The sequence below is a fragment of the Methylocystis sp. Uni0008 genome, from assembly GCF_056838045.1.
In genome coordinates, this window is record NZ_CM166370.1 from 2,222,076 (window position 1) to 2,248,748 (window position 26,673).

The 26,673-nt window shown below is 64.7% G+C and carries 29 protein-coding genes; 17 read left to right on the forward strand and 12 right to left on the reverse strand.

Going from position 1 to position 26,673, the window contains the following annotated elements; translation table 11 throughout:
• Positions 1–117 precede the first annotated feature (117 nt).
• Positions 118–2,376, forward strand: coding sequence for a transglycosylase domain-containing protein (locus tag AC0X69_RS11050; protein WP_482607593.1), 2,259 nt, complete (start codon positions 118–120; stop codon positions 2,374–2,376).
• An 11-nt stretch (positions 2,377–2,387) separates the two neighbouring features.
• Here the strand turns inward: AC0X69_RS11050 and AC0X69_RS11055 are convergent, their stop codons facing one another.
• The 3 genes from AC0X69_RS11055 to AC0X69_RS11065 all read right to left on the reverse strand — a co-directional run bounded on the left by AC0X69_RS11055 (position 2,388) and on the right by AC0X69_RS11065 (position 4,037).
• Positions 2,388–3,221 (reverse strand): FTR1 family iron permease, encoded by an 834-nt coding sequence (locus AC0X69_RS11055; protein WP_482607594.1) that lies wholly within the window; start codon positions 3,219–3,221, stop codon positions 2,388–2,390.
• A gap of 2 nt (positions 3,222–3,223) precedes the next feature.
• Entirely contained in the window at positions 3,224–3,550 is a 327-nt protein-coding gene (locus tag AC0X69_RS11060) for a cupredoxin domain-containing protein (protein WP_482607596.1), read from the reverse strand.
• A gap of 145 nt (positions 3,551–3,695) precedes the next feature.
• Positions 3,696–4,037 (reverse strand): hypothetical protein, encoded by a 342-nt coding sequence (locus AC0X69_RS11065; protein WP_482607598.1) that lies wholly within the window; start codon positions 4,035–4,037, stop codon positions 3,696–3,698.
• Positions 4,038–4,206: 169 nt separating this feature from the next.
• On the opposite strand from AC0X69_RS11065, the gene AC0X69_RS11070 reads away from it, so the two are divergent.
• The 11 genes from AC0X69_RS11070 (at position 4,207) to AC0X69_RS11120 (ending at position 14,837) form a co-directional block, all read left to right on the forward strand.
• The gene (locus AC0X69_RS11070; protein WP_482607600.1) at positions 4,207–5,406 is read left to right on the forward strand and encodes a T6SS phospholipase effector Tle1-like catalytic domain-containing protein; all 1,200 of its coding nucleotides are present in this window, start codon (positions 4,207–4,209) and stop codon (positions 5,404–5,406) included.
• 171 nt (positions 5,407–5,577) lie between these two features.
• Positions 5,578–5,769, forward strand: a complete 192-nt coding sequence (gene secE / locus AC0X69_RS11075; protein ID WP_482607602.1) for a preprotein translocase subunit SecE — start codon at positions 5,578–5,580, stop codon at positions 5,767–5,769.
• 24 nt (positions 5,770–5,793) lie between these two features.
• Positions 5,794–6,324 (forward strand): transcription termination/antitermination protein NusG, encoded by a 531-nt coding sequence (gene nusG, locus AC0X69_RS11080; protein WP_482607604.1) that lies wholly within the window; start codon positions 5,794–5,796, stop codon positions 6,322–6,324.
• A gap of 195 nt (positions 6,325–6,519) precedes the next feature.
• On the forward strand, positions 6,520–6,840 hold the full coding sequence (locus AC0X69_RS11085; protein ID WP_482607606.1) for a hypothetical protein: 321 nt from the start codon (positions 6,520–6,522) through the stop codon (positions 6,838–6,840).
• Positions 6,841–6,845: 5 nt separating this feature from the next.
• Positions 6,846–7,598: a hypothetical protein gene (locus tag AC0X69_RS11090; RefSeq protein WP_482607607.1), complete on the forward strand. Its 753-nt coding sequence runs from the start codon at positions 6,846–6,848 to the stop codon at positions 7,596–7,598.
• A gap of 201 nt (positions 7,599–7,799) precedes the next feature.
• On the forward strand, positions 7,800–8,246 hold the full coding sequence (gene rplK, locus AC0X69_RS11095) for a 50S ribosomal protein L11 (protein WP_482607609.1): 447 nt from the start codon (positions 7,800–7,802) through the stop codon (positions 8,244–8,246).
• Positions 8,247–8,250: 4 nt separating this feature from the next.
• On the forward strand, positions 8,251–8,955 hold the full coding sequence (gene rplA / locus AC0X69_RS11100; RefSeq protein WP_482607611.1) for a 50S ribosomal protein L1: 705 nt from the start codon (positions 8,251–8,253) through the stop codon (positions 8,953–8,955).
• Positions 8,956–9,218: 263 nt separating this feature from the next.
• Positions 9,219–10,103, forward strand: coding sequence for a succinate--CoA ligase subunit alpha (gene sucD, locus AC0X69_RS11105; RefSeq protein ID WP_482607613.1), 885 nt, complete (start codon positions 9,219–9,221; stop codon positions 10,101–10,103).
• 71 nt (positions 10,104–10,174) lie between these two features.
• Entirely contained in the window at positions 10,175–13,162 is a 2,988-nt protein-coding gene (locus AC0X69_RS11110; RefSeq protein ID WP_482607615.1) for a 2-oxoglutarate dehydrogenase E1 component, read from the forward strand.
• Between the two features lie 34 nt (positions 13,163–13,196).
• Positions 13,197–14,462, forward strand: coding sequence for a 2-oxoglutarate dehydrogenase complex dihydrolipoyllysine-residue succinyltransferase (gene odhB, locus AC0X69_RS11115; protein WP_482607617.1), 1,266 nt, complete (start codon positions 13,197–13,199; stop codon positions 14,460–14,462).
• A 105-nt stretch (positions 14,463–14,567) separates the two neighbouring features.
• Complete coding sequence (locus AC0X69_RS11120) at positions 14,568–14,837, forward strand: BQ00720 family protein (RefSeq protein WP_482607618.1); 270 nt, start codon at positions 14,568–14,570, stop codon at positions 14,835–14,837.
• A gap of 115 nt (positions 14,838–14,952) precedes the next feature.
• Here AC0X69_RS11120 and AC0X69_RS11125 read toward each other — a convergent pair whose 3' ends face one another.
• Positions 14,953–16,242 (reverse strand): hemolysin family protein, encoded by a 1,290-nt coding sequence (locus tag AC0X69_RS11125; protein ID WP_482607620.1) that lies wholly within the window; start codon positions 16,240–16,242, stop codon positions 14,953–14,955.
• Between the two features lie 107 nt (positions 16,243–16,349).
• Entirely contained in the window at positions 16,350–16,775 is a 426-nt protein-coding gene (locus AC0X69_RS11130) for an Hsp20 family protein (RefSeq protein ID WP_482607621.1), read from the reverse strand.
• 171 nt (positions 16,776–16,946) lie between these two features.
• Here AC0X69_RS11130 and AC0X69_RS11135 point away from each other — a divergent pair, with 171 nt between their 5' ends.
• Complete coding sequence (locus tag AC0X69_RS11135; RefSeq protein WP_482607623.1) at positions 16,947–17,381, forward strand: hypothetical protein; 435 nt, start codon at positions 16,947–16,949, stop codon at positions 17,379–17,381.
• Positions 17,382–17,417: 36 nt separating this feature from the next.
• Positions 17,418–17,834 (forward strand): DUF6460 domain-containing protein, encoded by a 417-nt coding sequence (locus AC0X69_RS11140; protein WP_482607624.1) that lies wholly within the window; start codon positions 17,418–17,420, stop codon positions 17,832–17,834.
• Positions 17,835–17,849: 15 nt separating this feature from the next.
• Here AC0X69_RS11140 and AC0X69_RS11145 read toward each other — a convergent pair whose 3' ends face one another.
• From AC0X69_RS11145 to AC0X69_RS11175, 7 genes are all read right to left on the reverse strand, one after another.
• A complete protein-coding gene (locus tag AC0X69_RS11145; protein ID WP_482607625.1) occupies positions 17,850–18,800 on the reverse strand; it encodes an extensin-like domain-containing protein in 951 nt (316 codons plus the stop codon).
• A 1,008-nt stretch (positions 18,801–19,808) separates the two neighbouring features.
• Positions 19,809–20,219, reverse strand: a complete 411-nt coding sequence (locus tag AC0X69_RS11150; RefSeq protein ID WP_482607627.1) for a DUF2852 domain-containing protein — start codon at positions 20,217–20,219, stop codon at positions 19,809–19,811.
• A 272-nt stretch (positions 20,220–20,491) separates the two neighbouring features.
• A complete protein-coding gene (gene minE / locus AC0X69_RS11155; RefSeq protein WP_482607629.1) occupies positions 20,492–20,812 on the reverse strand; it encodes a cell division topological specificity factor MinE in 321 nt (106 codons plus the stop codon).
• A complete protein-coding gene (minD, locus tag AC0X69_RS11160; protein ID WP_482607630.1) occupies positions 20,809–21,624 on the reverse strand; it encodes a septum site-determining protein MinD in 816 nt (271 codons plus the stop codon). Before minD ends, minE begins: the two co-directional genes overlap by 4 nt.
• A 12-nt stretch (positions 21,625–21,636) precedes the next feature.
• On the reverse strand, positions 21,637–22,437 hold the full coding sequence (gene minC / locus AC0X69_RS11165) for a septum site-determining protein MinC (protein ID WP_482607632.1): 801 nt from the start codon (positions 22,435–22,437) through the stop codon (positions 21,637–21,639).
• A 104-nt stretch (positions 22,438–22,541) separates the two neighbouring features.
• Positions 22,542–23,162, reverse strand: a complete 621-nt coding sequence (locus tag AC0X69_RS11170) for a TetR/AcrR family transcriptional regulator (protein ID WP_482607633.1) — start codon at positions 23,160–23,162, stop codon at positions 22,542–22,544.
• A 42-nt stretch (positions 23,163–23,204) separates the two neighbouring features.
• Positions 23,205–23,951 (reverse strand): YebC/PmpR family DNA-binding transcriptional regulator, encoded by a 747-nt coding sequence (locus AC0X69_RS11175; RefSeq protein ID WP_482607635.1) that lies wholly within the window; start codon positions 23,949–23,951, stop codon positions 23,205–23,207.
• A 116-nt stretch (positions 23,952–24,067) separates the two neighbouring features.
• Between AC0X69_RS11175 and AC0X69_RS11180 the strand changes: the two genes are divergently transcribed.
• The 3 genes from AC0X69_RS11180 (at position 24,068) to gmd (ending at position 26,654) form a co-directional block, all read left to right on the forward strand.
• On the forward strand, positions 24,068–25,003 hold the full coding sequence (locus AC0X69_RS11180; protein ID WP_482607636.1) for an LOG family protein: 936 nt from the start codon (positions 24,068–24,070) through the stop codon (positions 25,001–25,003).
• A gap of 108 nt (positions 25,004–25,111) precedes the next feature.
• Positions 25,112–25,456 carry a YidB family protein gene (locus tag AC0X69_RS11185; RefSeq protein ID WP_482607637.1) on the forward strand — a complete coding sequence of 115 codons (345 nt, stop codon included), beginning with the start codon at positions 25,112–25,114 and terminating at the stop codon, positions 25,454–25,456.
• A gap of 214 nt (positions 25,457–25,670) precedes the next feature.
• Positions 25,671–26,654 carry a GDP-mannose 4,6-dehydratase gene (gmd, locus tag AC0X69_RS11190; protein WP_482607638.1) on the forward strand — a complete coding sequence of 328 codons (984 nt, stop codon included), beginning with the start codon at positions 25,671–25,673 and terminating at the stop codon, positions 26,652–26,654.
• Positions 26,655–26,673 lie beyond the last annotated feature (19 nt).

Here is a 26,673-nt window from a genome sequence, read left to right on the forward strand (position 1 = left end):
ATCGCGCCCCGCGGGTGAATCGCGCCGGCTCAATGCACCCTTAACCCGCCCTTAAACGGCCTTCGTTACGCTGCATCAGGCATTTCGGCCCGTGCGGCGGCGACAGGCGAGTATCCGATGGCGCGCAGCGACAGGCGTCGCGAACCGCGGTTCAACGACGACGATGACGACGGCGAATTGCGCGCCGAACGCCGTCCGCCGCCCCGCGCGCGCCCCCGCAAGACACCGCGCAGGCGCCGCTCACGCTCGCTGTTCGGCGCGCTCATCTATTGGAGCGTCACGCTGGCGCTCTGGGGCTCCATCGCCGGCGGCGGCCTCGCCGTCTATTACGGTTCGCGTCTGCCGCCGATCGATCAGCTCGCGGTGCCCAAGCGCCCGCCCAACATCGCCATCCTCGACGCGAACGGCGAGCTTCTCGCCAATCGCGGCGACACGGGCGGCGCGGCGATCCGGCTCTCGGATCTGCCGCCTTATGTGCCGAAGGCCTTCATCGCCATCGAGGACCGCCGCTTCTATTCGCACTGGGGCGTCGACCCGCTCGGCATCGGCCGCGCCATCGTCCGCAACGTCACCGGCCGCGGCGGGATGCAGGGCGGCTCGACCCTGACGCAGCAGCTCGCCAAGAATCTGTTCCTGACGCAGGAGCGCACGATCTCGCGCAAGATCCAGGAGGCGATTCTGGCGCTCTGGCTCGAGCGTAAATATTCCAAGGACCAGATCCTCGAGCTCTATCTGAACCGGGTCTATTTCGGCTCGGGCGCATATGGCGTGGAAGCCGCCGCCGAGCGCTACTTCGGCCATGGCGCGAGGACCATCACCCTTTCAGAGGCCGCGGTTCTCGCCGGGTTGATGAAGGCGCCGAGCAAGCTTGCGCCGGACCGCAATCCGGAAGGCGCGGCCGACCGGGCGGCGCAGGTGATCGCCGCCATGGCGCAGGAAGGCCATATCACCGAGGCGATGGCCAAGACGGCGCTGGCGCATCCGGCGCGCGCGCGCAGCGACATCGGCGCCGGCGCGATCAACTACGCCGCCGACTATGTCATGGACATGCTCGACGATACGGTCGGCGCGATCGACCAGGACATCGTCGTCACGACCACGATCGACGCCCGCATGGAGATGGCGGCCGAAGGCGCGCTCAAACAGGAACTCGACGAGAAGGGCGCGAAATTCGGCGTTTCCCAGGGGGCGCTCGTCGCCCTCGATCCGACCGGCGCCATTCGGGCGCTCGTCGGCGGCCGCGACTATTCGCAAAGCCAGTTCAACCGCGCCGTCTCAGCCAAACGCCAGCCGGGCTCGGCTTTCAAGCCCTTCGTCTACCTCGCGGGGCTCGAACAGGGGCTGACCCCTGAATCCGTGCGCGAGGACGGCCCGCTCGACGTCAAAGGCTGGAGGCCCGAAAACTACAGCCGCCAGTATCTCGGGCCGGTCACGCTCACCAAGGCGCTGTCGCTGTCGCTCAACACCGTCGCCGTGCGCGTCGGGCTGGAAGTCGGCCCGAAGCAGGTAGCGAAGACCGCGCGCCGCCTCGGCGTCCAGTCCGATCTGCAGGCGAACGCCTCGATCGCGCTCGGCACGTCGGAGGTGACGCCGCTCGAGCTCGTCGCGGCATATACGCCCTTCGCCAACGGCGGTATCGCGGTGCAGCCGCATGTCATCCTCAAGGTGAAGACCGCCGCCGGCAAGACGCTCTACCAGCGCAGGAGCGCCTCGCTCGGCCGCGTGATCGCGCCGCAACACGTCGCGATGATGAACGACATGATGCGCGAGACGCTGCTCACCGGAACGGCGCGCAAGGCCGAGCTTCCGGGCTGGGAGGCGGCGGGCAAGACCGGCACCAGCCAGGATTTCCGCGACGCCTGGTTCGTCGGCTACACGGGCCGGCTGATCGCCGGCGTCTGGCTCGGCAATGACGACAATTCGCCGACGAAGAAAGCCTCGGGCGGCAACCTGCCGGTCGAAATCTGGAGCCGCTTCATGGGCGTCGCGCTGAAGGGACAGCCGGTCGCCGGATTGCCCGCGGGCGCCTGGCGGTCGGAGAACATTGCGCTCCCCGAAGAGATCGCCAAGCCGATGGATGATCTTATCGGCCTGTTCACGGGCGAATCGAGGCCCGCGCCGCGCGCGCAAGCTGGGAGAGGCGCGCCCGCGCCGCGTCCGCCGGCGCCGATCTCCGGCGGCGGCGCGCCGGACGAGCCGCCGGTCGCCGAGGCGCAGCAGGATTGGCCTCGGCGCGACGCGCCGCCGGCGCCGCGCGGGATCGACGATCTTCTGCCGCCGGAAGACATTCCGACGGTCGGCTCGATCGAGCGGCCGCGGCAAAGGCGCGGCGCGCAGGAGAGAAGCATCTTCGAGGATCTCTTCGGCGGCGGCTAAGCGCGCCCAGCCTATTCCGCGGGCGCGCGCATGGCGGCGGACGGCGGCCGCGCGGCGAAGAATTTCGTCGCGGCGATGATCGAGACAAGCGTTCCGAGATAAACCGCGACCTGCAAGCCGGACGGCTGGTCGGCATAGCCGATCAGCGTGTGCAGCACCCGGCCGACGATGCTCTTATCGGATAGCAGCCACGACGTGTCCCAGGCGGTCTCGGAGAGCGCCGTCACGAGGCCCGCCTGCTGGAGGAAAGCGACGCACTGCGCCGCGAGGCCGGCGGCGAGCAGCGTGATGAGCCATGTCGTCACCGCGAACAGCCGTTTCGCGGGGATCGAGACCAGCCCGTAGAAGGTGGCGACGCTTGTCGCCGCGCCGAGCGCCAGGCCGGCGAGTCCGCCGGCGAAGACGTCCCAGCCGGATTCGCCTGATGCAAGAATGCCGTAGAGAAACAGCGCCACCTCTGCGCCTTCGCGCAGCACCGCGAGCGCGACGACGGCGGTGAGCGCGAACAGCGTCTCATCGCCACGCGCCACCGCCCGGCCGACCTCGGAGAGGTTCTGCGCCAGCTCGCGCCCGTGCTGCGCCATCCAGATGTTGTGCCAGACCAGCATCACAACGGCGGTGGCGAGAATGGCGGCGTTGAAAAGCTCCTGGCCGCTGCCCGCGAAGGCTGCCGAGAGGCGGTCGGCGAAGGCGGCGACGATGACCGCGCCGAGCGCCCCCAAGCCCGCTCCCGCCGCGACGAAGCCGCGCGAGCCGGCGACGCCGCGCGTCACGGCAAGCACGATGCCGACGATAAGCCCTGCCTCGATGGCTTCGCGGAAGACGATGATGAGCGCGCCGAGCATGGCTATTCCGCGATGACCTCGCCCTTGGCCGTATCGTCGTGAAACTCGCCCTCGAACTTGTAGCGGCCGGGCTTCAGCGGTCGGAGCGTGAAGGTCGCCTCGCTGTTGCCGGGGATCACCTTCTCGATCCGCAGGCTCTTGCTCTCGAATTCTTCCGGGGTCGGGTCGAGGTTCTTCACGGTCAGCGTCGCGGCCTGATTGGCTGGAACCCGCAGTTCGGCCGGGTCGAAGCGGTGGCCCTTGATCGTGAGCGTGAAGGCGTTCTCGGCCGCAGCGGGAGAAAGGCTCAGAGCCAAGGCCGTGAGAACGGCCCAAAAGTAGCAGCGCATCAAAAACCCAACCTCCTGAATTTGCTCAGCGCCGCTGTGTTGACGCGTCGCCACCGAAGGTAAGAACGCCAAAACATGAGGTCAATCAATCTAGTCTGGATCGCTTCCAAGCTGATGTCGCAGGGCGCGCGCCCGCCAGGCGCCATTACCCCGGATAGCCATGTCGCGATTTCGAGGCGCGCAACAGCGACAGCGCGCGGCCGTCCTGACCGCTCGAGCAGGCCGAGGACGCCTCGCCGATCTCGTTCGAGATCTGGGCGTGAACGCTCTTGTTGACGTGGCCCATCGCCAAGTCGTTGTCGATCACGGAGCGATAGCGCGCGACCGCGCCGGCGCAGCCCGGAGAGTCGGGCGGAAGCGCTTCGCCCATCCGCGCCGGCGGCGGGCCCGCCGGGCCGGGTGGAACGATCTGCGGTTGCCGGGCGGCATTGCAGCCGGCGGTCGCCGCCGCTGCGACTGCAGCCAGCAACAGTGAGCGTGCGCGCATTCTCTTCTCCAGAGCTGGGCTCGAGTCTGGCTTTCTTAGCGGCGAGCGCCCCTCCTGGGCAACCATCGTCACTCGCTTGCGGACGCCGTCAAAGCGCGTCACCATTCTCTAGGCGCGCCGTAACGTTTTCAGTTTCCATTGCTCCGGGCTCGCCGATTTTGGAGGAAAGATGATTCGCAACATTGTTTTGCTCGACGGCACATGGAACACGCCGCGCGATTTCACCAACATCTGCAAAAAGTCCTGGGATGAGAAAGTCGCCGAAAAGTTCATCCCTGCGAAAGGCGCGGACGGCGTCGAGCAGAACGTCCGCTACTTTTCCGGCGTCGGCGCCGAAGGATTCAAGATCGTCGGCGGCGCGGCGGGGCTTGGCCTGCGGACCATCGTTCAGGACGCCTACAATTGGGTCGTCGACAATTATCGAGACGATCAGGAGCTGTATATCTACGGTTTTTCGCGCGGCGCCTATGCGGCGCGCGCGCTGGCCGGCCTGATCGGCGACTGCGGCATACGCAAGACCCGCGACAAAAGCATCTTCGACATCGTGAAGGCCAACAAGAGCGCGAAGAAGGCGTCGCAGCTCGGCGGCCCGCCGAGCGGTCCCGACATACAGTCGAACAATCGCATCAAGCTGCTCGGCGTCTTCGACACGGTCGGCTCATATGGCGTGCCTGCGGGCTTCAGCGGGCTTGCGCCGCTCGGCCGCTATGTCACGCTGGCGGTGTTCGGCGGTTTCGAGGACACGCAGCTCGGCCCGCATGTCGATCACGCGCTACACGCGATCGGCGTGGACGAGCGCCGCCGTCCCTTCACGCCGACGTTCTGGACGGTGAAGAAAGGGACGGCGCATCCCAGGAACATCGAGCAGAACTGGTTTCCGGGCGTCCATTGCAATGTGGGCGGCGGCTACGAGGAATCGGGCCTGTCGGACATCGCGCTGATCTGGATGATCGCGCGCACCCAGGCGCTCACCGGTCTCTCCTTCGACGAAGGCGCGATCAAGCGGGCGGTGAAGCCGAACATCGACGGCGACATTCCGGATTCGGCCGAGAAATATCCGATCGACAGGAATTTTCCGCGCGCTCGCGAGATGTTTCCGGCCGGCGCCCCCGCCAACAGTTTCTTCAGCGCCGGCGGCGACCCTGGCGAGGAACAGGTCAACGAGAAAGTCCATTGGAGCGTGCTGGCCAAGCTCGGCCGCAGCTGCGCGATCTACGGCGCCGCGAACACGCGCTACGATCCCCCGAACCTCAGCGAGGCGATGACTCGGCTTGGCCGCAGTCTTGGGGGCAAGGTGGCGGCCCTCACGCCCGAGGAAGAGCGATTGCTGCCGCCCGACCTGGCGTCGCTCGCCCGCGGCGTCGCGTGACCTGTCGCGGGCCGGACGGCCACGGCGGCGTTTTTCGCTTGGCGGCGCGGCGCTAAGCCGCTATAAGCCATTTGAATTCGTGGCGCGCGGCCGGCAGGTCCCGCGCCGCGATCGTTTTACGACGCGCGTCACGACGGCAAATCGCGCGTCCCCGCACAGCCCGGTAGTCGAATGGTCAATCCGTTTCAATTCCTGCAGGAAGTCCGCGCCGAGGCGGGCAAGGTCACCTGGCCTTCGCGCCGCGAGACGCTGATCACGACCGGCCTCGTCATCCTCATGGTGCTCTTCGCGAGCCTGTTTTTCGTCGTCGTCGATTGGGCGCTGCGTTTCGCCGTCGGGCTGATGCTGGGCGTCGGTCGATAGATAATTGGAGCTGATGGCGCCGCTATGAGCATGCGCTGGTATATCGTCCACGCCTATTCGAACTTCGAGAAGAAGGTCGCCGACGCGATTCGCGAGGGCGCGACGCAGCGCGGTCTCTCCGACCATTTCGAAGAGATTCTGGTCCCGACCGAACAGGTCATGGAAGTGCGGCGCGGACGCAAGGTCTCGGCCGAGCGCAAATTCTTCCCCGGCTATGTGCTGGTGAAATGCGATCTGTCGGATCAGGTCTTCTCGCTCATCAAGAATACCCCGAAGGTCACGGGCTTTCTCGGCGCCGACAACAAGCCGATGCCGATCAGCGAGGAAGAGGCCCTGCGCATCAAGGGCCAGGTCGCCGAGGGCGTCGAGCGGCCGAAGCCGACGATCATGTTCGAGGTCGGCGAGACGGTGCGCGTCGCCGACGGGCCGTTCGCCTCCTTCAACGGCCTCGTCGAGGAGATCGACGAGGCGCGTTCGCGCCTCAAGGTGGCCGTGTCGATCTTCGGCCGCCCGACCCCGGTCGAACTGGAGTTCGCCCAGGTCGAGAAGGTCTGAGGACATCTCAAGCCCGAATTTGAATAGCTTTTTTTCTCCTTCATCCTTCGAGACGCGAGCTTCGCTCGCTCCTCATCCCGGGATGAGGAAGTCCTTCCGCGACTGCGCTTTGGCTGCACGGGGCGCCCGCCCAGGAAAATATGCTATTCTAGAAAATTGCCCGGCTTTTTTCACGCCGGCGACTGGGAGCCGCGATTGAGCGACGAGCCCGAAAATTTTACCTTGGCGCTGCTGCGCAAGATCGACGGGAAGGTGGACAGCCTTGCCGGCGAGGTCGCCGGGATGCGCAAAGTGATGGCGACGAAGCACGATATTGCCGATGTGCGCTCGGAGCTTCGCTCCGAGATTCATTCGCTGCGCGCCGACGTAGCGTCAGACATGATGGCGCTCGAAAAGCGTCTCGGCGACCAAATCTCCGGTCTGCGCCGTTCGGTTATGGAATATCACTCTTCGGCGATCGGCCATGGCGTTCTGCTGACCGAATTCGAGGAGCGCCTGCGCCGATTCTGGAGCTGATTCCAATGACGCGACCGAAGCAGCGGAATTTCAAATACACTCTCCGAAATCCAAGATGGAGTACTGCAGACCGCTCGTCCATCGATTGCATCATCAAATTCGAACACATGGCGAAAGAGGTGCCGTTCACTGCATCACCGTATGACTGTGAGCCTCACGGACGAGAGATTTTTCAAAAAATTGTTTCTGGTCAATTCGGGGAAATCGCGCCGTTCGAAACTCAACGATCGACGCATCCAGTTCCGGCGGAAGCGGTCCTTGAATTGGAGGCCTTGACAAAGGCTCCCCACGTCGTGGAACGGATGCTGGAGATTCTTCCGCACAACGAAGAAATCGCTTCTGGTAGCAGCCGCGGGATCGCGGCGCACGCAGAAGCGGTCCTCTCGGAGCGCTTGATGACGCTTCTGATTAGCAAAGGTGTGTCTGCCGACAAGGCAAAAAAGATGACCTTCGATGCTAAAATCATTAAAGCAGCACATCTTGGCGTCATAAGTGCAACCGAGGAGGCTGCGCTTAATCTGATTAGAGAAATTAGAAACAAGATTTGCCATGAAAGAATGGGCACATTTTATTCGGAAGTGGTTCGTCTATTAGCAAATGATCTTCACAAATGCCTCATTAATTATATGACATATGTGCCGACAGCATCAGTTGATGACAAATGGATAGACCTAATATTTATAGATGCTTATGTAACTCTCGATCTGTCTCTAGAGGCTCGGGCAAATCCCAACATGTGCGCTCGTATCGTGCGATAATTGACGGTTGATCTTTCTGTCGCCATCCCATAGAAGCCACGAAGCCCCTTCGCGGGGGCTTTTTTCGTTTCGTTCACCCGAAACGAAAACCCAACGTGGGAGACATGCCCGCTTCGCCTCGGGAGACCATGTCGCACCACGAACTGCAACCGGCGCCGCCGCGCATCACGCGCGGGGAGCGCCAAACGTTGGAGAGAAGCAATGGCGAAGAAAATCGCCGGCTATATCAAACTGCAAGTGCCGGCTGGCGCGGCCAATCCCTCGCCGCCGATCGGTCCCGCGCTCGGCCAGCGCGGCCTCAACATCATGGAATTCTGCAAGGCGTTCAACGCCAAGACGGGACAGATCGAAAAGGGGACCCCGATCCCCGTGGTCATCACCGCCTATCAGGACCGCTCCTTCACCTTCGAGATGAAGCAGCCGCCGGTCTCCTTCTTCCTCAAGAAGGCCGTCGGCCTCAAGATCGGCAAGAAGCCCGCCTCCGGCTCCAAGACGCCGGGGCGCAACGTCGTCGGCCAGGTGACGAAGGCGCAGATCCGCGAAATCGCGGAAAAGAAAATGCCCGACCTCAACTGCGCCTCGGTCGAATCCGCAATGTCGATGATCGAAGGCTCCGCCCGCGCGATGGGCCTCGTGGTGGTGGAGTAAGACCATGGCGCATATCGGAAAACGTATCGCAAAATCCCGCGAGGGCATCGAACGCACGAAGCTCTATGCGGTCGACGAGGCGGTGAAGCTCGTGCGCGAGCGCGCCAAGGCCAAGTTCGACGAATCCGTCGAGATCGCCATGAATCTGGGCGTTGATCCCAAGCACGCCGACCAGATGGTGCGCGGCGTCGTCAATCTGCCGAACGGCACCGGCCGCGTTCTGCGCGTCGCCGTCTTCGCGCGCGGCGCCAAGGCGGACGAAGCCAAGGCCGCGGGCGCGGACGTCGTCGGCGCCGAGGATCTGGTCACGACGGTGCAGGGCGGAACGATTGATTTCGACCGCTGCATCGCGACGCCGGACATGATGCCGCTCGTCGGCCGTCTCGGAAAGGTGCTCGGGCCGCGCGGCATGATGCCGAACCCGAAGGTCGGCACCGTGACGATGGACGTCGCCGGCGCGGTGAAGGCCAGCAAGGGCGGCGCGGTCGAGTTCCGCGTCGAGAAGGCCGGCATCGTTCAGGGCACGGTCGGCAAGGCCTCGTTCGACGACGGCAAGCTCGTCGAGAACATCAAGGCCTTCGTCGACGCGGTCGCCAAGGCGAAGCCGCAGGGCGCCAAGGGCACCTATATTCAGCGCGTCGCGCTCAGCTCCACCCAGGGCCCGGGCGTGAAGGTCGACGTGTCGAGCCTCGGCGCCGCCCCGCACTGAGCGAAGACGCATCCTCGAGTTAAAAAAAGCCGGCGGGCGACCGCCGGCTTTTGTTTTGGTTCATCCTGCGTAAAGGCTTGCCGAGCCAAAACAGACAACGGGAAGGCGACGCGGCGGCCTGTCGCAGGGGCCTTTGTCGCCTTGTGCGGCTGAGCTTTTGTCAATAGGTTCCGCCGCGGGCGACGACGGGCGGCGGCTGCCGGTTTTTCGCTTCGATGTAAAAGGCGCGCGCGCCGTTTTGCTTTCTTCAGGATTTGCGCTTCATGTCCGTGCTGATCGACAAGAACACCAAAGTCATCACCCAAGGCTTCACCGGCAAGACCGCCACGTTCCATTCCGTTCAGGCGCTGGACTACGGCACCAAGATGGTCGGCGGCGTGTCGCCCGGCAAAGGCGGCTCGGTCCACCTCGACCTTCCGGTCTTCGACACCGTCCTCGAAGCGCGCGAAAAGACGGGCGCCGAGGCTTCCGTGGTCTATGTGCCGCCGCCGGGCGCGGCCGACGCGATCTGCGAGGCGATCGAAGCCGAGATCCCGCTGATCGTCTGCATCACCGAGGGCGTTCCGGTGCAGGACATGATCCGCGTCAAGCGCGCGCTCTGCGGCTCCAGGTCGCGCCTGATCGGTCCGAATTGCCCCGGCGTCGTCACCGCCGGCGAGAGCAAGATCGGCATCATGCCCGGCAACATCTTCTCGCGCGGCTCGGTCGGCGTCGTGTCGCGCTCGGGCACGCTCACCTATGAGGCGGTGTTCCAGACAACCCGCGAAGGCCTGGGTCAGACCACGGCCGTCGGCATCGGCGGCGACCCCGTGAAAGGCACGGATTTTATCGAAGTGCTGGAGTTGTTTCTGGCTGACGAGGCAACTAAGTCCATCATCATGATCGGCGAGATCGGCGGGTCGGCGGAGGAAGACGCGGCCCAATTCTTGAAAGACGAGGCCAAGCGCGGCCGCAAGAAGCCGATGGTCGGATTCATCGCTGGCCGCACCGCGCCTCCTGGCCGCCGGATGGGCCATGCGGGCGCGATCGTATCGGGCGGCAAGGGCGACGCCGAAAGTAAAATCGCGGCCATGGAGTCGGCGGGCATCAAAGTGTCGCCGTCGCCTGCGAGGCTCGGAAAGACATTGGTCGAAGCGCTGAAGGGCTAGCGCCTTAGTCCGCTCAACGCTTCGAAAGTCGTCTGCGTCTGCAAGCGCCGGCGCTTTTGGGAAAGATTGAGATGGCGCGTTTTGAAACCAATGGCGGCGCCGGGCCTGCCGCGCCGGCGGGCGCGCGCTCGCCGCAAAATGACTTTCTGGCTTCGACATCCTTTCTGCAGGGCGCGAACGCAGGCTACCTCGAAAGCCTGCTTGCGGCCTATGAGGCCGATCCGTCGACCGTCAGCCCGGACTGGCGCAATTTCTTCGCGGAGATGGGGATCCGGCCGCAGGAGAAGGCGGCCGTCGGCGGGCCGAGCTGGGCGCGGCGCGACTGGCCGCAGCCGAACGGCGAATGGGTGAGCGCGATCGTCGGCGAGGCGCCGGCGCCTGTTAAAGCGCCAGCCGCCCCCGGGGCCGCGCCAGCGCCGACCGGCGAGGAGGTTCTGCGCGCGACGCGCGATTCGGTTCGCGCCCTGATGATGATCCGCGCCTATCGCATGCGCGGCCATCTGCACGCCAACCTCGATCCGCTCGGACTCGAGCAGCGCTACGACCACGGCGAACTCAATCCGCAGACTTACGGTTTCACCGACGAGGATTACGAGCGCAAGATCTTCCTCGATGGCGTGCTGGGCATGCGCTACGCCACGCTCTTCGAGATGGTCACGATCCTGCGCCGCACCTACTGCGGCACGATCGGCTTCGAATTCATGCATATCTCCAATCCGGAGGAGAAGGCCTGGCTGCAGGCGCGCATCGAAGGCCCGAAGAAAGAGATCGTCTTCACCGAGCAAGGCAAGCGGGCGATTCTCAACAAGCTCGTCGAGGCTGAAGGCTTCGAGAAGTTCCTCGACGTCAAATACACCGGCACCAAGCGATTCGGACTTGACGGCGCCGAGTCCATCGTTCCGGCGCTGGAGCAGATCATCAAGCGCGGCGGCGCGCTCGGCGTTCAGGAAATCGTTCTCGGCATGGCGCACCGCGGCCGTCTCAACGTGCTGTCGCAAGTGATGGCGAAGCCGCATCGCGCGCTGTTTCATGAGTTCAAGGGCGGCTCTTTCCTGCCCGACGAGGTCGAAGGCTCCGGCGACGTCAAATATCACCTCGGCGCGTCGTCGGATCGCGCCTTCGACGACAACAAGGTGCATCTCTCGCTGACGGCCAATCCGTCGCATCTCGAGATCGTCGATCCCGTCGTGCTCGGCAAGGTGCGCGCCAAGCAGGATCAGCATCATTGCACGGACGGAGATCGCCGCTGCGTCATGCCGCTTCTCATTCACGGCGACGCGGCCTTCGCCGGCCAGGGCGTCGTCGCGGAATGTTTCGGCCTGTCCGGATTGAAGGGCCATCGCACCGGCGGCTCGATCCACTTCATCATCAACAATCAGATCGGCTTCACAACCTATCCGCGCTACTCGCGCTCTTCGCCCTACCCGTCCGACGTCGCCAAGACGGTCGAGGCGCCAATTCTTCATGTCAACGGCGATGATCCGGAGGCGGTCGTTTTCGCCGCCCGCGTCGCCGCTGAATTTCGTCAGCAGTTTCAAAAGCCCGTCGTCATCGACATGTGGTGCTACCGGCGCTTCGGCCATAACGAGGGCGACGAGCCGGGCTTCACGCAGCCGCTGATGTACAAGAAGATCCGGTCGCATCGCACGACGCTCGACATCTATGCGGATCGCCTGATCGCCGAAGGCGTGATGTTGCGCGCCGACGTCGACCGCATGAAGGAAGACTGGCGCACGCGACTCAACGAAGAGTTCGAAGCCGGCCAAAGCTACAGGCCCAACAAGGCGGATTGGCTCGACGGCCGCTGGGCCGGAAAGAAATCAGGTTCACAGCTCTCGGAGAACGAGCGTCGCGGCCAGACCGGCGTCGCGCTGGAGACGCTCCAGCACATCGGCGACAAGATCACGTCGACGCCGCCCGATTTTCACGCGCATCGAACCATCCAGCGCTTTCTCGACAATCGCAGGTCGGCCATCGACCATGGCGGGCCGATCGACTGGGCGACGGCCGAAGCGCTGGCGATCAGTTCGCTGCTTTACGAAGGCTACAATGTGCGGCTCTCCGGCCAGGACAGCGAGCGCGGCACCTTTTCGCAACGTCACAGCGTGCTGATCGATCAAGAGAACGAGGCGCGCTACCTGCCCTTCAATCACATCGCGGACGGTCAAGGCCGTTACGAGGTCGTCAACTCCATGCTCTCGGAAGAGGCGGTGCTCGGCTTCGAATATGGCTATTCGCTGGCGGAGCCCGACGCGCTGGTGATGTGGGAAGCGCAGTTCGGCGATTTCGCCAATGGCGCGCAGGTCGTCTTCGACCAGTTCATTTCCTCGGCCGAGCGCAAATGGCTGCGCATGTCCGGGCTCGTCTGCCTGCTGCCGCATGGCTACGAAGGCCAGGGTCCGGAACATTCGTCCGCGCGGCTCGAGCGCTATCTGCAGCTTTGCGCCGAAGACAATATGCAGGTCGCCAATTGCACGACGCCTGCGAACTACTTTCATATCCTTCGCCGGCAGCTGCACAGAAGCTTCCGCAAGCCTCTCGTGCTGATGACGCCGAAATCCCTGCTGCGCCACAAGCGGGCCGTCTCGCGCCTCGGCGAGATGGGCATGGCGTCGAGTTTCCAGCGTCTCCTTCTCGACGACGCCGAAACGGCGCCGACCGAGACCTTCGTTCTTCAGCCTGACGACAAGATCCGCCGCGTCATCCTGTGTTCGGGCAAGGTCTATTACGATCTTTTCGAAGATCGCGAGAAACGCGGCGTCGACGACGTGTATCTGCTGCGCGTCGAGCAGCTCTATCCGTTTCCGCTCAAGGGCCTCGTCACCGCGCTCGGGCGGTTCAAGGACGCCGACGTCGTATGGTGTCAGGAAGAGCCAAAGAACATGGGCGCCTGGTCCTTCGTCGAATCCTATCTTGAATGGGTGCTGACGCAGATCGGCGGAAAATCAAAGCGCGCGCGCTACGTTGGCCGTCCCGCGTCGGCCTCGACCGCCGCGGGGACGATGTCCCGGCACCTGGCGCAGCTGAAACTGTTTCTGGACGAAGCGTTCGCGCCTTAACGCGCGACGCGGACCAAAAGTGAGAAGTGAGGCGATGGCTGAAATCCGCGTGCCGACCCTGGGCGAATCGGTGACTGAGGCGACTATCGGCCGCTGGTTCAAGAAAGCAGGCGATGCGGTGCGCGCCGACGAGCCTCTCGCCGAGCTCGAAACCGACAAAGTCACGCTCGAAGTCAACGCCCCAACCGCCGGCGTGCTCGCCGAGATCGTCGCGAAGGAAGGCGAAACCGTCGAGCCGGGCGCGCTGCTCGGACAGATCGCGGAGGGAGCGGCGGCGGCGCCGAAGAGCGGCGAGGCCGCGCCCAAGCCCGTCCCCGCCCAGCCGGCGCCCAAGCAAGCGCCGGCGCCGGCGCCCGCTCCAGCGACGGCCATGCCGCCCTCGCCCTCAGCCGCCAAGATCGCTGTGGAACAGGGCATCGACATCGCCCAGGTTCCGGGCAGCGGCAAGCGCGGCCAGGCGCTGAAATCAGACGTCGTTCAATTCGCCGCGCGTCAGGCGGCGCCGCAGCCCGCGCAGGAAATCCGGGCTCAAACGGCTCCCGCGCAGGAAGCGCGCATCGAAGCGCCGGCGCCCCGGACTCCGGTTCCGCAGGAAGACGCCGGCCGCGAAGAGCGGGTGAAGATGTCGCGCCTGCGTCAGACGATCGCGCGGCGCCTGAAAGAAGCGCAGAACACGGCCGCCATGCTGACGACCTTCAACGAGGTCGACATGTCGGCGCTCATCGAACTGCGCAAACGCTACAAGGAGGCGTTCGAGAAGCGGCACGGCGTGAAGCTCGGCTTCATGGGCTTCTTCGTGAAGGCCTGCTGCCAGGCTTTGGAGGAAATTCCCGCCGTCAATGCGGAGATCGACGGCGCGGATATCATCTACAAGCGCTTCTGCCATATCGGCGTGGCGGTCGGCACGGATAAGGGCCTCGTCGTGCCGGTGGTGCGCGACGCGGACCGCATGTCGCTTGCGGAGATCGAACGGACCATCGCCGAACTCGGCCGCAAGGCGCGCGACGGCGCCCTCGACATCGCCGATCTTCAAGGCGGCACGTTCACGATTTCGAACGGCGGCGTCTATGGTTCGCTCATGTCCACGCCGATCCTCAATGCGCCGCAGGCGGGCATTCTCGGCATGCACAAGATTCAAGAGCGTCCCGTCGTCATCGACGGCAAGATCGAAGCGCGGCCGATGATGTATCTCGCGCTTTCCTACGATCACCGCCTCGTCGACGGAAAGGAGGCGGTGACTTTCCTGGTCCGCGTCAAGGAGTTGCTCGAGGATCCCGCAAGGCTTGCGCTCGCTCTATAGCGGCATGCCCCTTCAAAATCTCCGAACCATGCACATCTAACTTCAGACGGCGCGCCGCTCATTGGGCGTCGTCGGCGGGGCGAAAGGACCGCCATGGAGGTAGAGATGGAAATGAAGACCGCGACCGAAACGAGAGAGTCTCCGCTGACGGCCGAGCAGTTTGCCCACCTTGGCGATGGCCTCATCGCTTACGTGCGGCCGATGCGCTCGGAAGACGTCAATCGGCTTTACCCGCAGGCGCCGCAGATTGCGCCGGGGCTGACGATCTTCGCGCTTTTCGGCGCGGACGGAGCGCCCATTGTGCTCGCAGACTCGGAAGAGGGCTGCATCGGCAACGCTCGCGAAAACCATCTCCAGATGGTTAGCCTGCATTAAAGCCATCCCAGACAAGGCGCGCCAAGCGCGCGCCGCTCTGGGCGAGGCTAACCCCACCTCATAAGCCGCACACGCAGCGTCTTCCGAAATTTCACGGAAGCGCAGTTTTGCGCGTTTATTCGCTTTCGATGGGCAGCCTGCTCGCGAGCACCTTGTCGAGCCGGCGGCCGTCGAGGTCGACGACCTCGAACCGCCACCCCAGCTTCTCGACCGTTTCGCCAAGCGTCGGGAAGCGGATGAGCCCGTCGAGCACGAGGCCGGCGACCGTTTCGAAGCTGCGGTTCTCCGGCAGCGCGACGTGCAGGAGTTCGGCCATCTCATCGACCGGCATCCATCCGGCCAGGAGCCAGCTGCCGTCGTCGCGTTGAAGCGCCTCCGGCTCTTCATGTCCCTCGTCGGATCTGAACGCGCCGGCAATGGCGTCCAGAATATCCGCAGGCGTCACCACCCCGTCGAAGTGCCCGTATTCGTCGTGCACGAGCGCCATCGGCGTCTCGGCTTCGCGCAAGACGTTCAGCGCGTCGAGCGCATCGATCGAATCGGGGACGACGGGCGCGGGCCGGACATGGGCCTCGAGGTCGAGCGGCTCGCCGCGCAGGGCCGGCCCAAGAAGGTCGCGGATCAGCAGCACGCCGATCATGTCGTCCATATCGCCGCGGCTGACCGGCAGACGCGCGTGTGTGGTCTCGACAAGCTTCTGGCGCAGGATGTCCTCGGGCTCGCTGAGATTGAGCCAGTCGACTTCGGCGCGCGGCGTCATCAGCGCGCGCGCGGCGCGGTCGCCCAGGCGCAGCACGCCGGCGATCATCTGCTGCTCGTCAGCCTCGATCGCGCCGGCCGAATGCGCTTCAGCCACGATCGTCTTGATCTCCTCGTCCGTGACGGCGGCGGGCGGCTCGTTCTTCTGGCCGACGAGCAGCAGAACGAGCTTCGTCGACGCGTCGAGCAGCCAGACGACCGGCGCGCCGAGCGTGGAAAGGAACGCCATCGGCGCCGCCATCCGGCAGGCGATGGCTTCGGCATGCCTTAGAGCGATGTTCTTCGGCAGGAGTTCGCCGATGACGACGGAAAGATAGGTGATGACCCCGATGACGCCACCATAGCCGATCCAATCGGCCGTCGTTCCTGACAGGCCCTGCGCGCGCAATTCGTGGGAGAGCCGCTGGCCGAGCGCCGCGCCCGAGAAAGCGCCCGCCAGCACGCCAACGAGCGTGATGCCGATCTGCACCGTGGAGAGAAAGCGCCCCGGATCCTCAGAGAGCGCCAGAGCCGTCGCGGCGCCCCGGCGCCCTTCCGCGGCCAAAGTCTTCAGCCTGACCTTGCGCGCCGAGACGATGGCGAGTTCTGACAACGAGAAGATCCCGTTGATCACGATCAATACAAGCGCGACGGCAAGCTCGAACATGATCCCTGATAGGGCTTTCCGCGCCCGCTCTCAAGCAACTGGCTTGACCGCGGCATGTGACGAGCCGCGACGCCCGCGGATCATCGTTCACCGCGGCCGGGCGCGGTTCAATCGCGCGCCGCGATTTCTATCTTCTTGATCACGCGCTCGGGCTCGGGCCGCGCCAGGTCGATCGACAGCAGGCCATTGACGAGATCGGCGCCCAGCACCTGCATCCCTTCGGCCAGAAGGAAGGCGCGCTGAAACTGCCGCGCGGCGATGCCGCGATGCAGGAAGTGCCGCTCACGCTCCTCGGTCTGCCGCCCGCGGATGACGAGCTGGTTTTCTTCGAGCGAGACGTCAAGCTGATCGCGCGTGAAGCCGGCGACGGCGAGCGTGATCCGAAGCCGTTCCGGCGCGCTCTCGCTGCGGGGAATGCGTTCGATGTTATATGGCGGGTAGCCGTCGGACGCGGTGCGGGCGACTCGGTCGAGCGCCCGTTCGATCTCATCGAATCCGAGCAGGAACGGCGAATTGAGCGGCGGACGCGACATTGTGACTGAAGCCCTGTTGGCGCCTCGCCGGAGCCCGCGAAGCGCCCCGGCTACAGCTATATGGCCGAGCCGGCCGCGCCGTTCAAGCGCGGCCGATGGGCGCGCCCGCCATTGACGCGCCGCCGCCGAACGCCCATGTGCGAGCGAGTTTCCCTTAAAGAGCGGCGACCCATGAGCCAGGCACGGCATGTTGTTCTCGCCATCCTTTTCGCCGCGGCTTGCGCAGCGCCGGCGCTCGCCGAAACGCCGCCGCCGATCATTGCGCCGGAGGGCGAGCGCTTCACCCTCACCCCTGCGGAAGGCGGCTACGTCCGGCTGAACAAGGAAACCGGCGCGGTCTCCTATTGTTCGGTGAAGGACGGCGTCACCGTGTGTCGGCTCGGCGCCGAAGAGCGCGCCGCCTTGGAGGCGGAGATCGACCGGCTGCGCAAGGAGAACGCCGCGCTCAAAGCGCGCGCCGAAGCCGCGCCCGTCCCGCCGGGAGCAAGGCCAAATACGGCGCCGAGCGAAGAAGAATTCGAGCGCGCGCTCTCCTTTACCGAGCGCTTTCTGCGCCGCATAATGCGTCTCTTCCGCGAAGAGACGTCGCCGGGGGGCTCTCTGTGAGCGCCGCAGGGACGACGCATCCGCAGGAGCGCCCCGATGGCCGCTGATCAGGGACCTTTCGCCAATTGGCCGCATCTCGACAAGCCGCATCGGCCGACCGAGCGGTCAGAAGCCGAACGCGACGTCCTGCTCCTGCCAGGCTCCGACAAATTCTCACAGGAAACCAGCCCGATGGCGTCGAACAATACGCTTGAAAATTTCCTTGGCGGCTCGCCGCTCAACACTTTCGCGCGGTTGTTCTTCATTTCGCTCGTGGTCGGCGCGCTGCTGATGTGGCTCGACCTGCGGCCGATCGATATTTTCCGCGGCGTCCAGGCCTTCTTCGACCGCATCTATCAGCTGGGGTTCGGCGCCGTGCGGGAGCTTGTCAGCTATGTGCTCGCGGGCGCCGTTTTCGTCGTGCCGGCGTGGCTCATTTTGCGGCTCATGAATATGGGCGCCAGCAAACGCTGAACCGCTTCCGCCGGTCTATAGTCTCCTGCGCCGGCCTATGCTCGACGTCTGATCCGGATCCTCGATCAGCTGCCCGATGCCGTCGCGGCGCGGCGGCAGCGGCGGCGGAGGCGGCGCATAGGCTTCAGGTCCGGCGAGGGGTCCAAATCCATCCCGCGCGCCGACTCCGGGTCCCTCGAACGCCGCGAGCGGCGGCTTGCCCGTCGTATCATTGTCGGTTTCGTCATCGGGCGCCGGCGTCCCGCGCCGCTGGGCGATGAGCGGCGACGGATCGGGCGGCGGCAGCGTTTCCTGCGGCGCCGGCTTGCAGATGCTGCGTCCCGAGCGGCCATGCAGCGCCAGATCGACATGGATGTGATTGTAGTGAAAGGCGTTGGAGCCTGGAGACAGCACCGTCGAGAAATGCCCGCAGGAGCCGCGATGCACATCCATCAAAAAGGCGCGGGTCTGTTCGTCGCCGCGCCACCAGTCGCGCACCAGCGTGATCTCGCGGCCGTCGGCGAGCACGAAGCCGCCGATGTCCAGCGCATTGCCGAAGGAATGTTCCGAAAGCTGCGCGCCGCGCTGATTGTTCATCCCGCGGCAGGCGTAGGAGCCCATTGAATTGATCTGAACCACCTGCTGCCCGAAGCGCGCCTGCGCGGCGGGCTGCACGGAGTCGGCGAGCCATGCGTCGAGCTCCGCGACCATCGAGCAGTCGAGCGTCGCGGTGGAGTTGAAGGCGACCGCGCCGCCCTGCAGCGCCGTCACCTTGAACGGCTTCGTCAGGCCGCAGATGCCGGGTCCGTCGATTTCGGTCGCGAGCGCGATGAATTCGGAAGGGTTGACGCGTCTTTCTGCGAGACAGGCGTTTTCAGCCTGGGTGCGCCATGCGGGCCGCTGCGGCTTCTGCCCGATGGAGCACGCCGAAAGAGCCGCCGCTGCGAGCGCCAGCAATAGCAGCGATTGATAGGCGCGGCGGACCATCCCGCGAGAATGGGCGCCGGGCGGTTAATTCGGGGTCGAAAATTGTGGTTAATAGTCAGATATTTGCCGGCTGTGGCGGGCGATCCACACGCAGGCGGCGCGCCGGACGGAAACGCGCTGCTCAGGCGCCGGCAGTTGCGAAGCGGCCTGCGCTAAAGCCGAGCCTCGCAGCGACGCGCGCGGTCAACGCGCAAATCTGCTCAAGCGCCGCTTCCACCTTTCGCCGGCCTTGAGCTCCGTCTTCAGAACCCATTTCCGCTGAATCATGCTGATCGCCCGGGGCGACGCATCGAGAATGGTTTCCGGCCTGGGGGCTTTCGCGGCTGGCGTGGGGGGAGTCGGGGCGGGCGCCGCCGTCCGCGGCTTCACCTTTTTGGGTTCCGCAGGAACAGCCTGTGCGACTTTGGCGGGCTGGCGCGCACGCCGCGTCTTGGCTGGCGCGCCTATCGCCGGAAGCGCGCCTGGGATGTCTTCTTGCAGCAGGTTGGGGAGCACCCGCCCCGGAACGCTCGTCGCTCGCGGAGCTGGCGGCGGCTCGGCGGCCCTGGCGCCGAAAACGGCGTCCGCGGCTTCGAGAGCCGCGAGATATGAGGCGTCCCGTTCGACCTCGGGCGCCGTCGGAGCGCGAACGTCGTTGATAGATGGACTCGAACCAGCATTCGCAGCCTCTTCGATATTCCATGGATTGGAAGTACGCGCTTTGGAAGACCGACCTTTGTATGCGGTTATGAACGGACGCGTGGGCTGGCGCATGTGCGTTGGAGATCTTTCAGTTGACGCATCAGGCGGGAGGGGTCGCTAGAAAAACCCGCCTCGGCGTCGGCGTCCTTAAGGTTGAAACACGCCCAGGGGCATGACGCTCAAAGACAGCGTCTCGGACGAAGGGCGTTCGTTATCTATAACGAATGAGTCGCAACAAGTCATCGTAATGGCGCGCGCGTGGCGCAAATCGGACATTGCCGATTTGCGCCACTGTATTGGCTTCGAGATCGTCCGCTCTAAGCGGATTTACGCGCTCGCGACGTCGCCTTTGCGGCCGCGCATGAAGGATTCGAATTCCTCGCGGTCGCGGGCGCGGCGCAGTTGCTCGATATGTTCGGCGAAATCGCGCTCGGCTTCGGCGAGCTTGCGACGCTCTTCCTCGAGACGCGCCAGTTCGCCTTCACGCCACTCGTCGAATGCGACATTGCCGGTCGAGCGCATGAACGAGGGACCGCCCCAGCCGGCCGCGCTCTCGCGGGCGACGCCGCTGACCGCTTCCTTGACGCGCACGCCCTGCTCCTGCGCAAAAGCGAGGAAGTCGCCTTCATAGCCCTGGCTGCGCTGCCAGATCTTCCAGAAGAGGAGCGCCAGGCCGAGAGGCCAGAAGATGAAGAAGCCGAGGATCACCGCCGCGATCTCGTAGGGTCTCCAGGACATTCGCCCGCAGTGTCCCCAGGGCGATCCGCGCTCTCCGGATGACGACATACGGGAATAACGATGGCAGCTCATGATGGGCTCCAGGGTTGTCAACGGCGGCCCGCCGCGAAGCGGGGCCGCAGACAATGTAATATGCATTAACATTGGCGCAAGGGAAAGGGGCTGCGAAATCGGCGCGCGCCTTTACGCGTCGCGGCGGCGCCGGCCCCAGATGGAGCCGCGCCGCCGAGCATGGAGGCATGGAGAGTCGTCAGCCGCCGGCGTCGGGCGGACTACGCCGCCTTGCCGCTCAGATCGTCTTCAAAGGCGTCGTCTTCCTCCAACGCGGCTTCGCGTTCGAGCGTCGCGCCCGGCTCGATCTCGATGTCGATTTCGAGCAGCGACATGTCGTCTTTGCGGTGCATTTTCACCATGACCTTTTCGGGGTCGACGGCGATGTGCTTGGAGATCGCCACGAGGACCTCCTTATGCAGCAGCGCGATCAGATTTGAATCCTGCGCCGACTTTCGTTCATGCGCGAGAAGAATCTGCAGGCGCTCGCGCGCAACCGGCGCGGTGGCGCCGCGGCGCCCAAACAATCCAAAAATATTCATGCCGCCCTCCGACCAAAGAGCCGAACGAGAAGTCCTCTCTTGTCCGTAGGAATGTTGACCGGCAGCTTTTCGCCGCACAGTCGTTTCGCCGCTTCCGAATAGGCGCGGGCCGCCGCGCTCATCGCGTTGTGCAGAATGATCGGCGCGCCGACGTTCGAGGCGCGCAGGACTTCTTCGCTCTCCGGCACGATTCCCAGCAGCGGTATCGAGAGAATTTCGAGCACGTCGTCGACGCTGAGCATTTCGCCGCGGCCCGCGCGCTGCGCGTCGTAGCGCGTCAGCAGCAGATGCTTCTCGACGCGTTCGCCTTTTTCGGCGCGCTCGGTCTTGGCGTCGAGCAAACCGATGATGCGGTCCGAATCGCGCACCGAGGAGACTTCCGGATTGGCGACGACGACGGCGACGTCGGCGAAGCGCATCGCGAGCGTCGCGCCGCGTTCGATGCCAGCGGGGCTGTCGCAGACGATCCAGTCGAACTTCTCGCGCAATTCGCCGATCACGCGCTGCACGCCCTCTTCCGTCAGGGCGTCCTTGTCGCGCGTCTGCGAGGCGGGAAGCAGATAGAGGTTGCTCAGGCGCTTGTCGCGAATGAGCGCCTGATGGAGCTTCGCGTCGCCCTGGGCGACGTTGATGAGATCGAAGACGACGCGCCGCTCGGCGCCCATCACCAGGTCGAGGTTGCGCAAGCCGACGTCGAAATCGACGACCGCCACCTTGTGACCCTGCTGCGCCAGCGCGGCGCCGAGCGCCGCGGTCGAGGTTGTCTTTCCGACGCCCCCTTTGCCGGAGGTCACCACCAAAGTCTTGGCCATTGTTCGTCCCTCTTAATCGAGCCGCTCGATCTTGACCGTCTCGTTTTCGAGCCAGGCCTGAATGGCTTGGCTCTGCACACTCGCTGAAATCTCGTCGGCTGTGAGATACACGCCGCAAACCGAAATCAATTCGGCTTCGAGCTTGCGGCAGAAAATTCGCGCGCGCTTTTCGCCATAGGCGCCGGCCATCGCGCGGCCGCGCAGCGTTCCGTAGATATGAACTGAGCCGCCGGCCATGATCTCCGCGCCGGAAGCGACCGACCCGACCACAGTGACGTCGCCGTCCGGATAGTAGATCGACTGGCCGGAGCGCACCGGTTCGAGCACGATCAGCGGCGCAGGCGCCGGCGCCGGCGTCGCGGCCGACTTGGCGTCGGACGCCTGCGCGCCGCCAGCGCCGAGCGCATTCGCAATGTCCTCGAACGCCGCTTCTTCGCTTGGGGTCAGCGTTCCAGTATTTGCGTCTTTGGCGCGCGCGGCGCTGGCTTCCGCCGAAGGTTGCGGGGTGGCGCGACCGCCAGCCAGAATCGGCGGCAGATCGTCGGCGGCCCATGCCGGGTCCGCGCCTGACAGGCCCATGACGCGTATGCCGCGCCGGGTGAGATTTTTGAGAAGGTCGGTGAGCTGCGGCCGTTCGAGCGTCAGTTTGGCGAGTTCGATGACGATCGACTTCCGGCTGAAGAAGGCCGGCGACTGCTCGAGCAGCGCGTCGAGCTGCTCCAACCAGCCTTCGAGCGGCTGCTCGGGTTCAAGCGTCAGGACGGGGAAGGACCGGCCCTTGAAGCGGATGTGTTTGGAAGACGCTTGCGGCACGAGAGCCTCACGCAATTAAGATTTGCTTCATTTGAGGGCGTTAACGTTAACGAAGGATTAAAGCGCGCGCGTAATTCGGCGCCGGATGAAGCTTTATTAAGAGATTAAGCCGTCGCGGCTTTCGCGCGCGCCGCGGCGCTCTCCATGACGCCCTGCGCCGCGCTCTCCAGCACCAGCGCCGGATCCGCGCTTTTCACCGGATCGAAATGGCCGGAGATCGTCAGCATCGCGACGCCATGCGCGAGAGACCAGATTTGCAACGCCGCGTAGCGCGCGCCCTGCGCCGGCGCCCCCGCCTGCTGCAGCCACGCGACGACGGCGCGCCAGAGAATCTCCAGCGCATGATCGGCGGCGCCGCCCGCTCCAGGGTCGGCGAGCGTCTGCGCCTGTCCGAACATGGCCGCATAAAGTCCGGGCTCTTCGCGCGCGAATTTGAGATAGGCCGCGCACATCGCCCGCATTGCGCTTTTGGCGTCGGGCCGGCCCTCGTCCCACGCCGCTTCGATTCGCGCGCCGAAGGTCTCGAAGCCGCGGCGCGCGAGTTCGCTGATCAGCGCGTCGCGGCCGGTGAAATGGCGATAGGGCGCTGCGGGCGAAACGCCGGCGCGGCGCGCCGCCTCGGTGAGGGTCAGCGCCGACGGCCCGCCCTCGGCGAGAATCTCGAGAGCGGCGTCGATCAGCGCCTGCTTGAGCGAACCGTGGTGATAGCCCCGCTTGTTGTGCATCGCTCACCGCGGCGCGCGATCGGCGCTCATCGTCCCGCTTCGCTAGCCCGCAAGCTTGGCGACGAGCGCGTCGGAGACCTCGAAATTGGCGTAGACGTTCTGAACGTCGTCATTGTCTTCGAGCAGGCCGACGAGCTTGAGGATCTTCTCGCCCGAATCATCATCGACCTTGATCGTGTTCTGTGGGCGCCAGACGAGCGCCGCCTTGCGCGGCTCGCCGAACTTATCCTCGAGCGCCTTGGCGACGTCGCGCAGCGATTCGACCGACGTGATCACTTCATGCGTCTCGTCCGTCGTCGACACGTCTTCGGCGCCGGCGTCGATCGCCGCCTCCATCATCGCGTCTTCCGTGGCGGCCTTCTTGTCGAATTCGACGAGGCCGACCCGGTCGAACATGAAGGAGACGGCGCCGGTCTCGGCGAGTGAGCCGCCGGCCTTGGTGAAATAGGAGCGCACCTCGCCGGCCGTGCGATTGCGATTGTCGGTGAGCGCCTCGACGATGACCGCGACGCCGCCGGGCGCATAGCCTTCGTAGCGCACTTCATCATAGTTCTCGGCGTCCGCGCCGGAGGCCTTCTTGATGGCGCGCTCGATATTGTCCTTCGGCATATTTTCCGCCCGCGCGGCGAGCACGGCGGCGCGCAGGCGGGCGTTCATGTTCGGGTCGGGCAGGCCCATCTTGGCGGCGACGGTTATTTCTCGGGCAAGCTTTGAAAAAAGCTTGGAGCGGATCGCGTCCTGCTTGCCCTTCTTGTGCATGATATTCTTGAATTGACTATGCCCGGCCATGCGCTCCCGTCCTGCTCCTCGATAAATCTTCGCCGTCAGGCGTCCGGCGGGTCATATACGCCGGACCCAAGCGGAAATAAAGAAAAGCGCTGCAACGGCTGCCAGGGAGCGGATGATTGAACGCAAAAGATGAAGAACTGAATCCTCGACCCGATGCCGGCGGCGGGCCTCCGTCCGAACTCCCGGCGCCGCACATCCCGGATCTCGCCGCGGCGAAGCGGCTGCAGGCGATACTCTCCAGCCCCTCCTATCGCAAGGCGGATGAGGACATAGATTTCCTCACCTCGGCCGACGCCCGCGGACCCCGCCTCGAACTCGAATACCTCAAAGCCGAACTGCTGCTGCGCCGCCACGGCGTCGCCGACACGATCGTCGTCTTCGGCTCGACTCGGATCGTCGAACCCGCTCTCGCCGAAAGCCGGCTCGCCGAAGCGCAGGCGCTGGCAAACGTCGCTCCCGGCGACGCGGCGCTCGCCAGACGGCTCGCCGTCGCGGAACGCGTCTGCCAAAATTCGCGCTACTATGAGATCGCCCGCGAATTCGGCGCGATCGTCGGCGCGGCCCGCAAGACCGGCGCGCCGCGCCTCGCCATCGTGACCGGCGGCGGACCGGGCATAATGGAGGCGGCGAACCGCGGCGCCTTCGAAGTCGGCGCAGAGACGGTGGGGCTCAACATCACACTGCCGCACGAGCAGCTTCCAAACAGCTATGTCACGCCGTCGCTTTGCCTGCGCTTCCGCTACTTTGCGCTGCGCAAGATGCATTTCATGCTGCGCGCGCGGGCGCTGGTCGCCTTTCCCGGAGGCTTCGGCACCTTCGACGAATTGTTCGAGACGCTGACCCTGGTGCAGACCGGCAAGGTCGAACCGATCCCGATCATTCTCGTCGGCGAAAACTATTGGCGACGCGCCTTTGACGTCGACTTTCTCGTCGACGAAGGCGTGATCGAGCTGCAAGACCGCCGTCTCTTCCGCTATGCGGAAACCGCTGCGGACATATGGGAGGAAATCCAGCGCTGGGGCGAAAGGAAAGAAGATCTTCTATTTGAATGAATAGTTTAGCCCACGACAGCAGCGACCCTCCATTGTAAAGCCTATGCCCCGGCTCTATCTCACCTAGCGCGGCGCGACGCGCACGCTTTTTTGAAAGGGAGAATGGCTATGAGTTGGCTCAAAGCGATCGCTGGCGGCGTGATCGGCGCTGAGGCTCTGAATCTTATCAAGGATTATGTGGAGAAGCAGGGCGGCCTCGACGGCGTCGTCAAGAATTTCGAGAATTCGGGACTGGGAAAGCAGATGCATTCGTGGATCGGCCTCGGGCCCAATGAAAAGATCAGCGAGATGGACATCGGCAAGGTGGTCAACGCCGACAAGCTGATGGAAATCGCCAAGAACGCCGGCGTCGACGTCGACAAGGCAAAAGCGCTTCTCGCGCAATATCTGCCGGAACTGATCGACAAGGCGACGCCGGAAGGCAAACTGCCGCCGCCCGACAAGCCGGCGTGAGCCGCTATAGAGGCCGATTATGCAACTGCCGGCGGCGCCTCGCCGCCGGCGGACATCCGCCCACGCTCTTGCTTCAGGCGCCTTGATTCTGTAATTCCGTCGCGCGCGCCCTTTGCGCCCGCCCGCGGCTTGGGCGAGGACGGCCCTGAGGCCGCGCCGCCGCGGAGGTTTCGCCTTCGCCACAGGCCGCCGGCCATTTTGAATAGGACCATTAATGAGCAAGCGCGCGCTGGTGACCGGCGTTACAGGACAGGACGGCGCCTATCTCTCACAATTCCTGCTCGACAAGGGCTATGAGGTGCATGGCGTGGTGCGGCGCTCGTCGCACCGTGGCGTCGAGGACCACCGCCTGCGCTGGCTCGGCATCAGCGGCAAGCTGACTCTGCACGACGCCGACCTCGCCGACCTGTCGAGCCTGCTGCGCACCGTGCAGGCCATCCAGCCCGATGAAATCTACAATCTTGCGGCGCAATCCTATGTCGCCTCCTCCTGGCGCCAGCCGATCCTGACGGCGAACGTCACCGGCGTCGGCGTGACCAACGTGCTCGAGGCGATGCGGCTCGGCGCGCCGAAAGCGCGGTTCTATCAGGCCTCTTCCTCCGAAATGTACGGCCTCATCCAGGAGCCGATGCAGAGTGAGAAGACCCCCTTCTATCCGCGCAGCCCCTATGCCGTGGCGAAGCTTTATGGCCATTGGATCACGGTGAACTATCGCGAGAGCTTCGGCCTGCACGCGTCGTCGGGCATTCTGTTCAATCATGAGAGCCCGCTGCGCGGCGTCGAATTCGTCACCCGCAAAGTGACGCGCGGCGTCGCCGCGATCAAACTCGGGCTCGCCAAGGAATTGCGGCTCGGCAACATCGACGCCAAGCGCGACTGGGGCCACGCCAAGGACTACGTGCGCGCCATGTGGCTCATGCTGCAGCAGGAGAAGCCGGACGACTATGTCGTCGCGACCGGCGTCACCACCACGGTGCGCGACATGTGCCGCATCGCCTTCGAGCACGCCGGCCTCGACATGGAAAAATTCGTCATCATCGACCCGGCCTTCTATCGCCCGGCCGAGGTGGACGTTCTGCTTGGCGACTCCAGCAAGGCGCGCCAGGTTCTCGGCTGGAAGCCGGAAATCGATCTTCGCGAGATGATCTGCGAGATGGTCGACGCCGATCTCGAGCGGCTGCGGCGCGAGTCGGCCTAATCCAAAAAGGGCGCGCGTC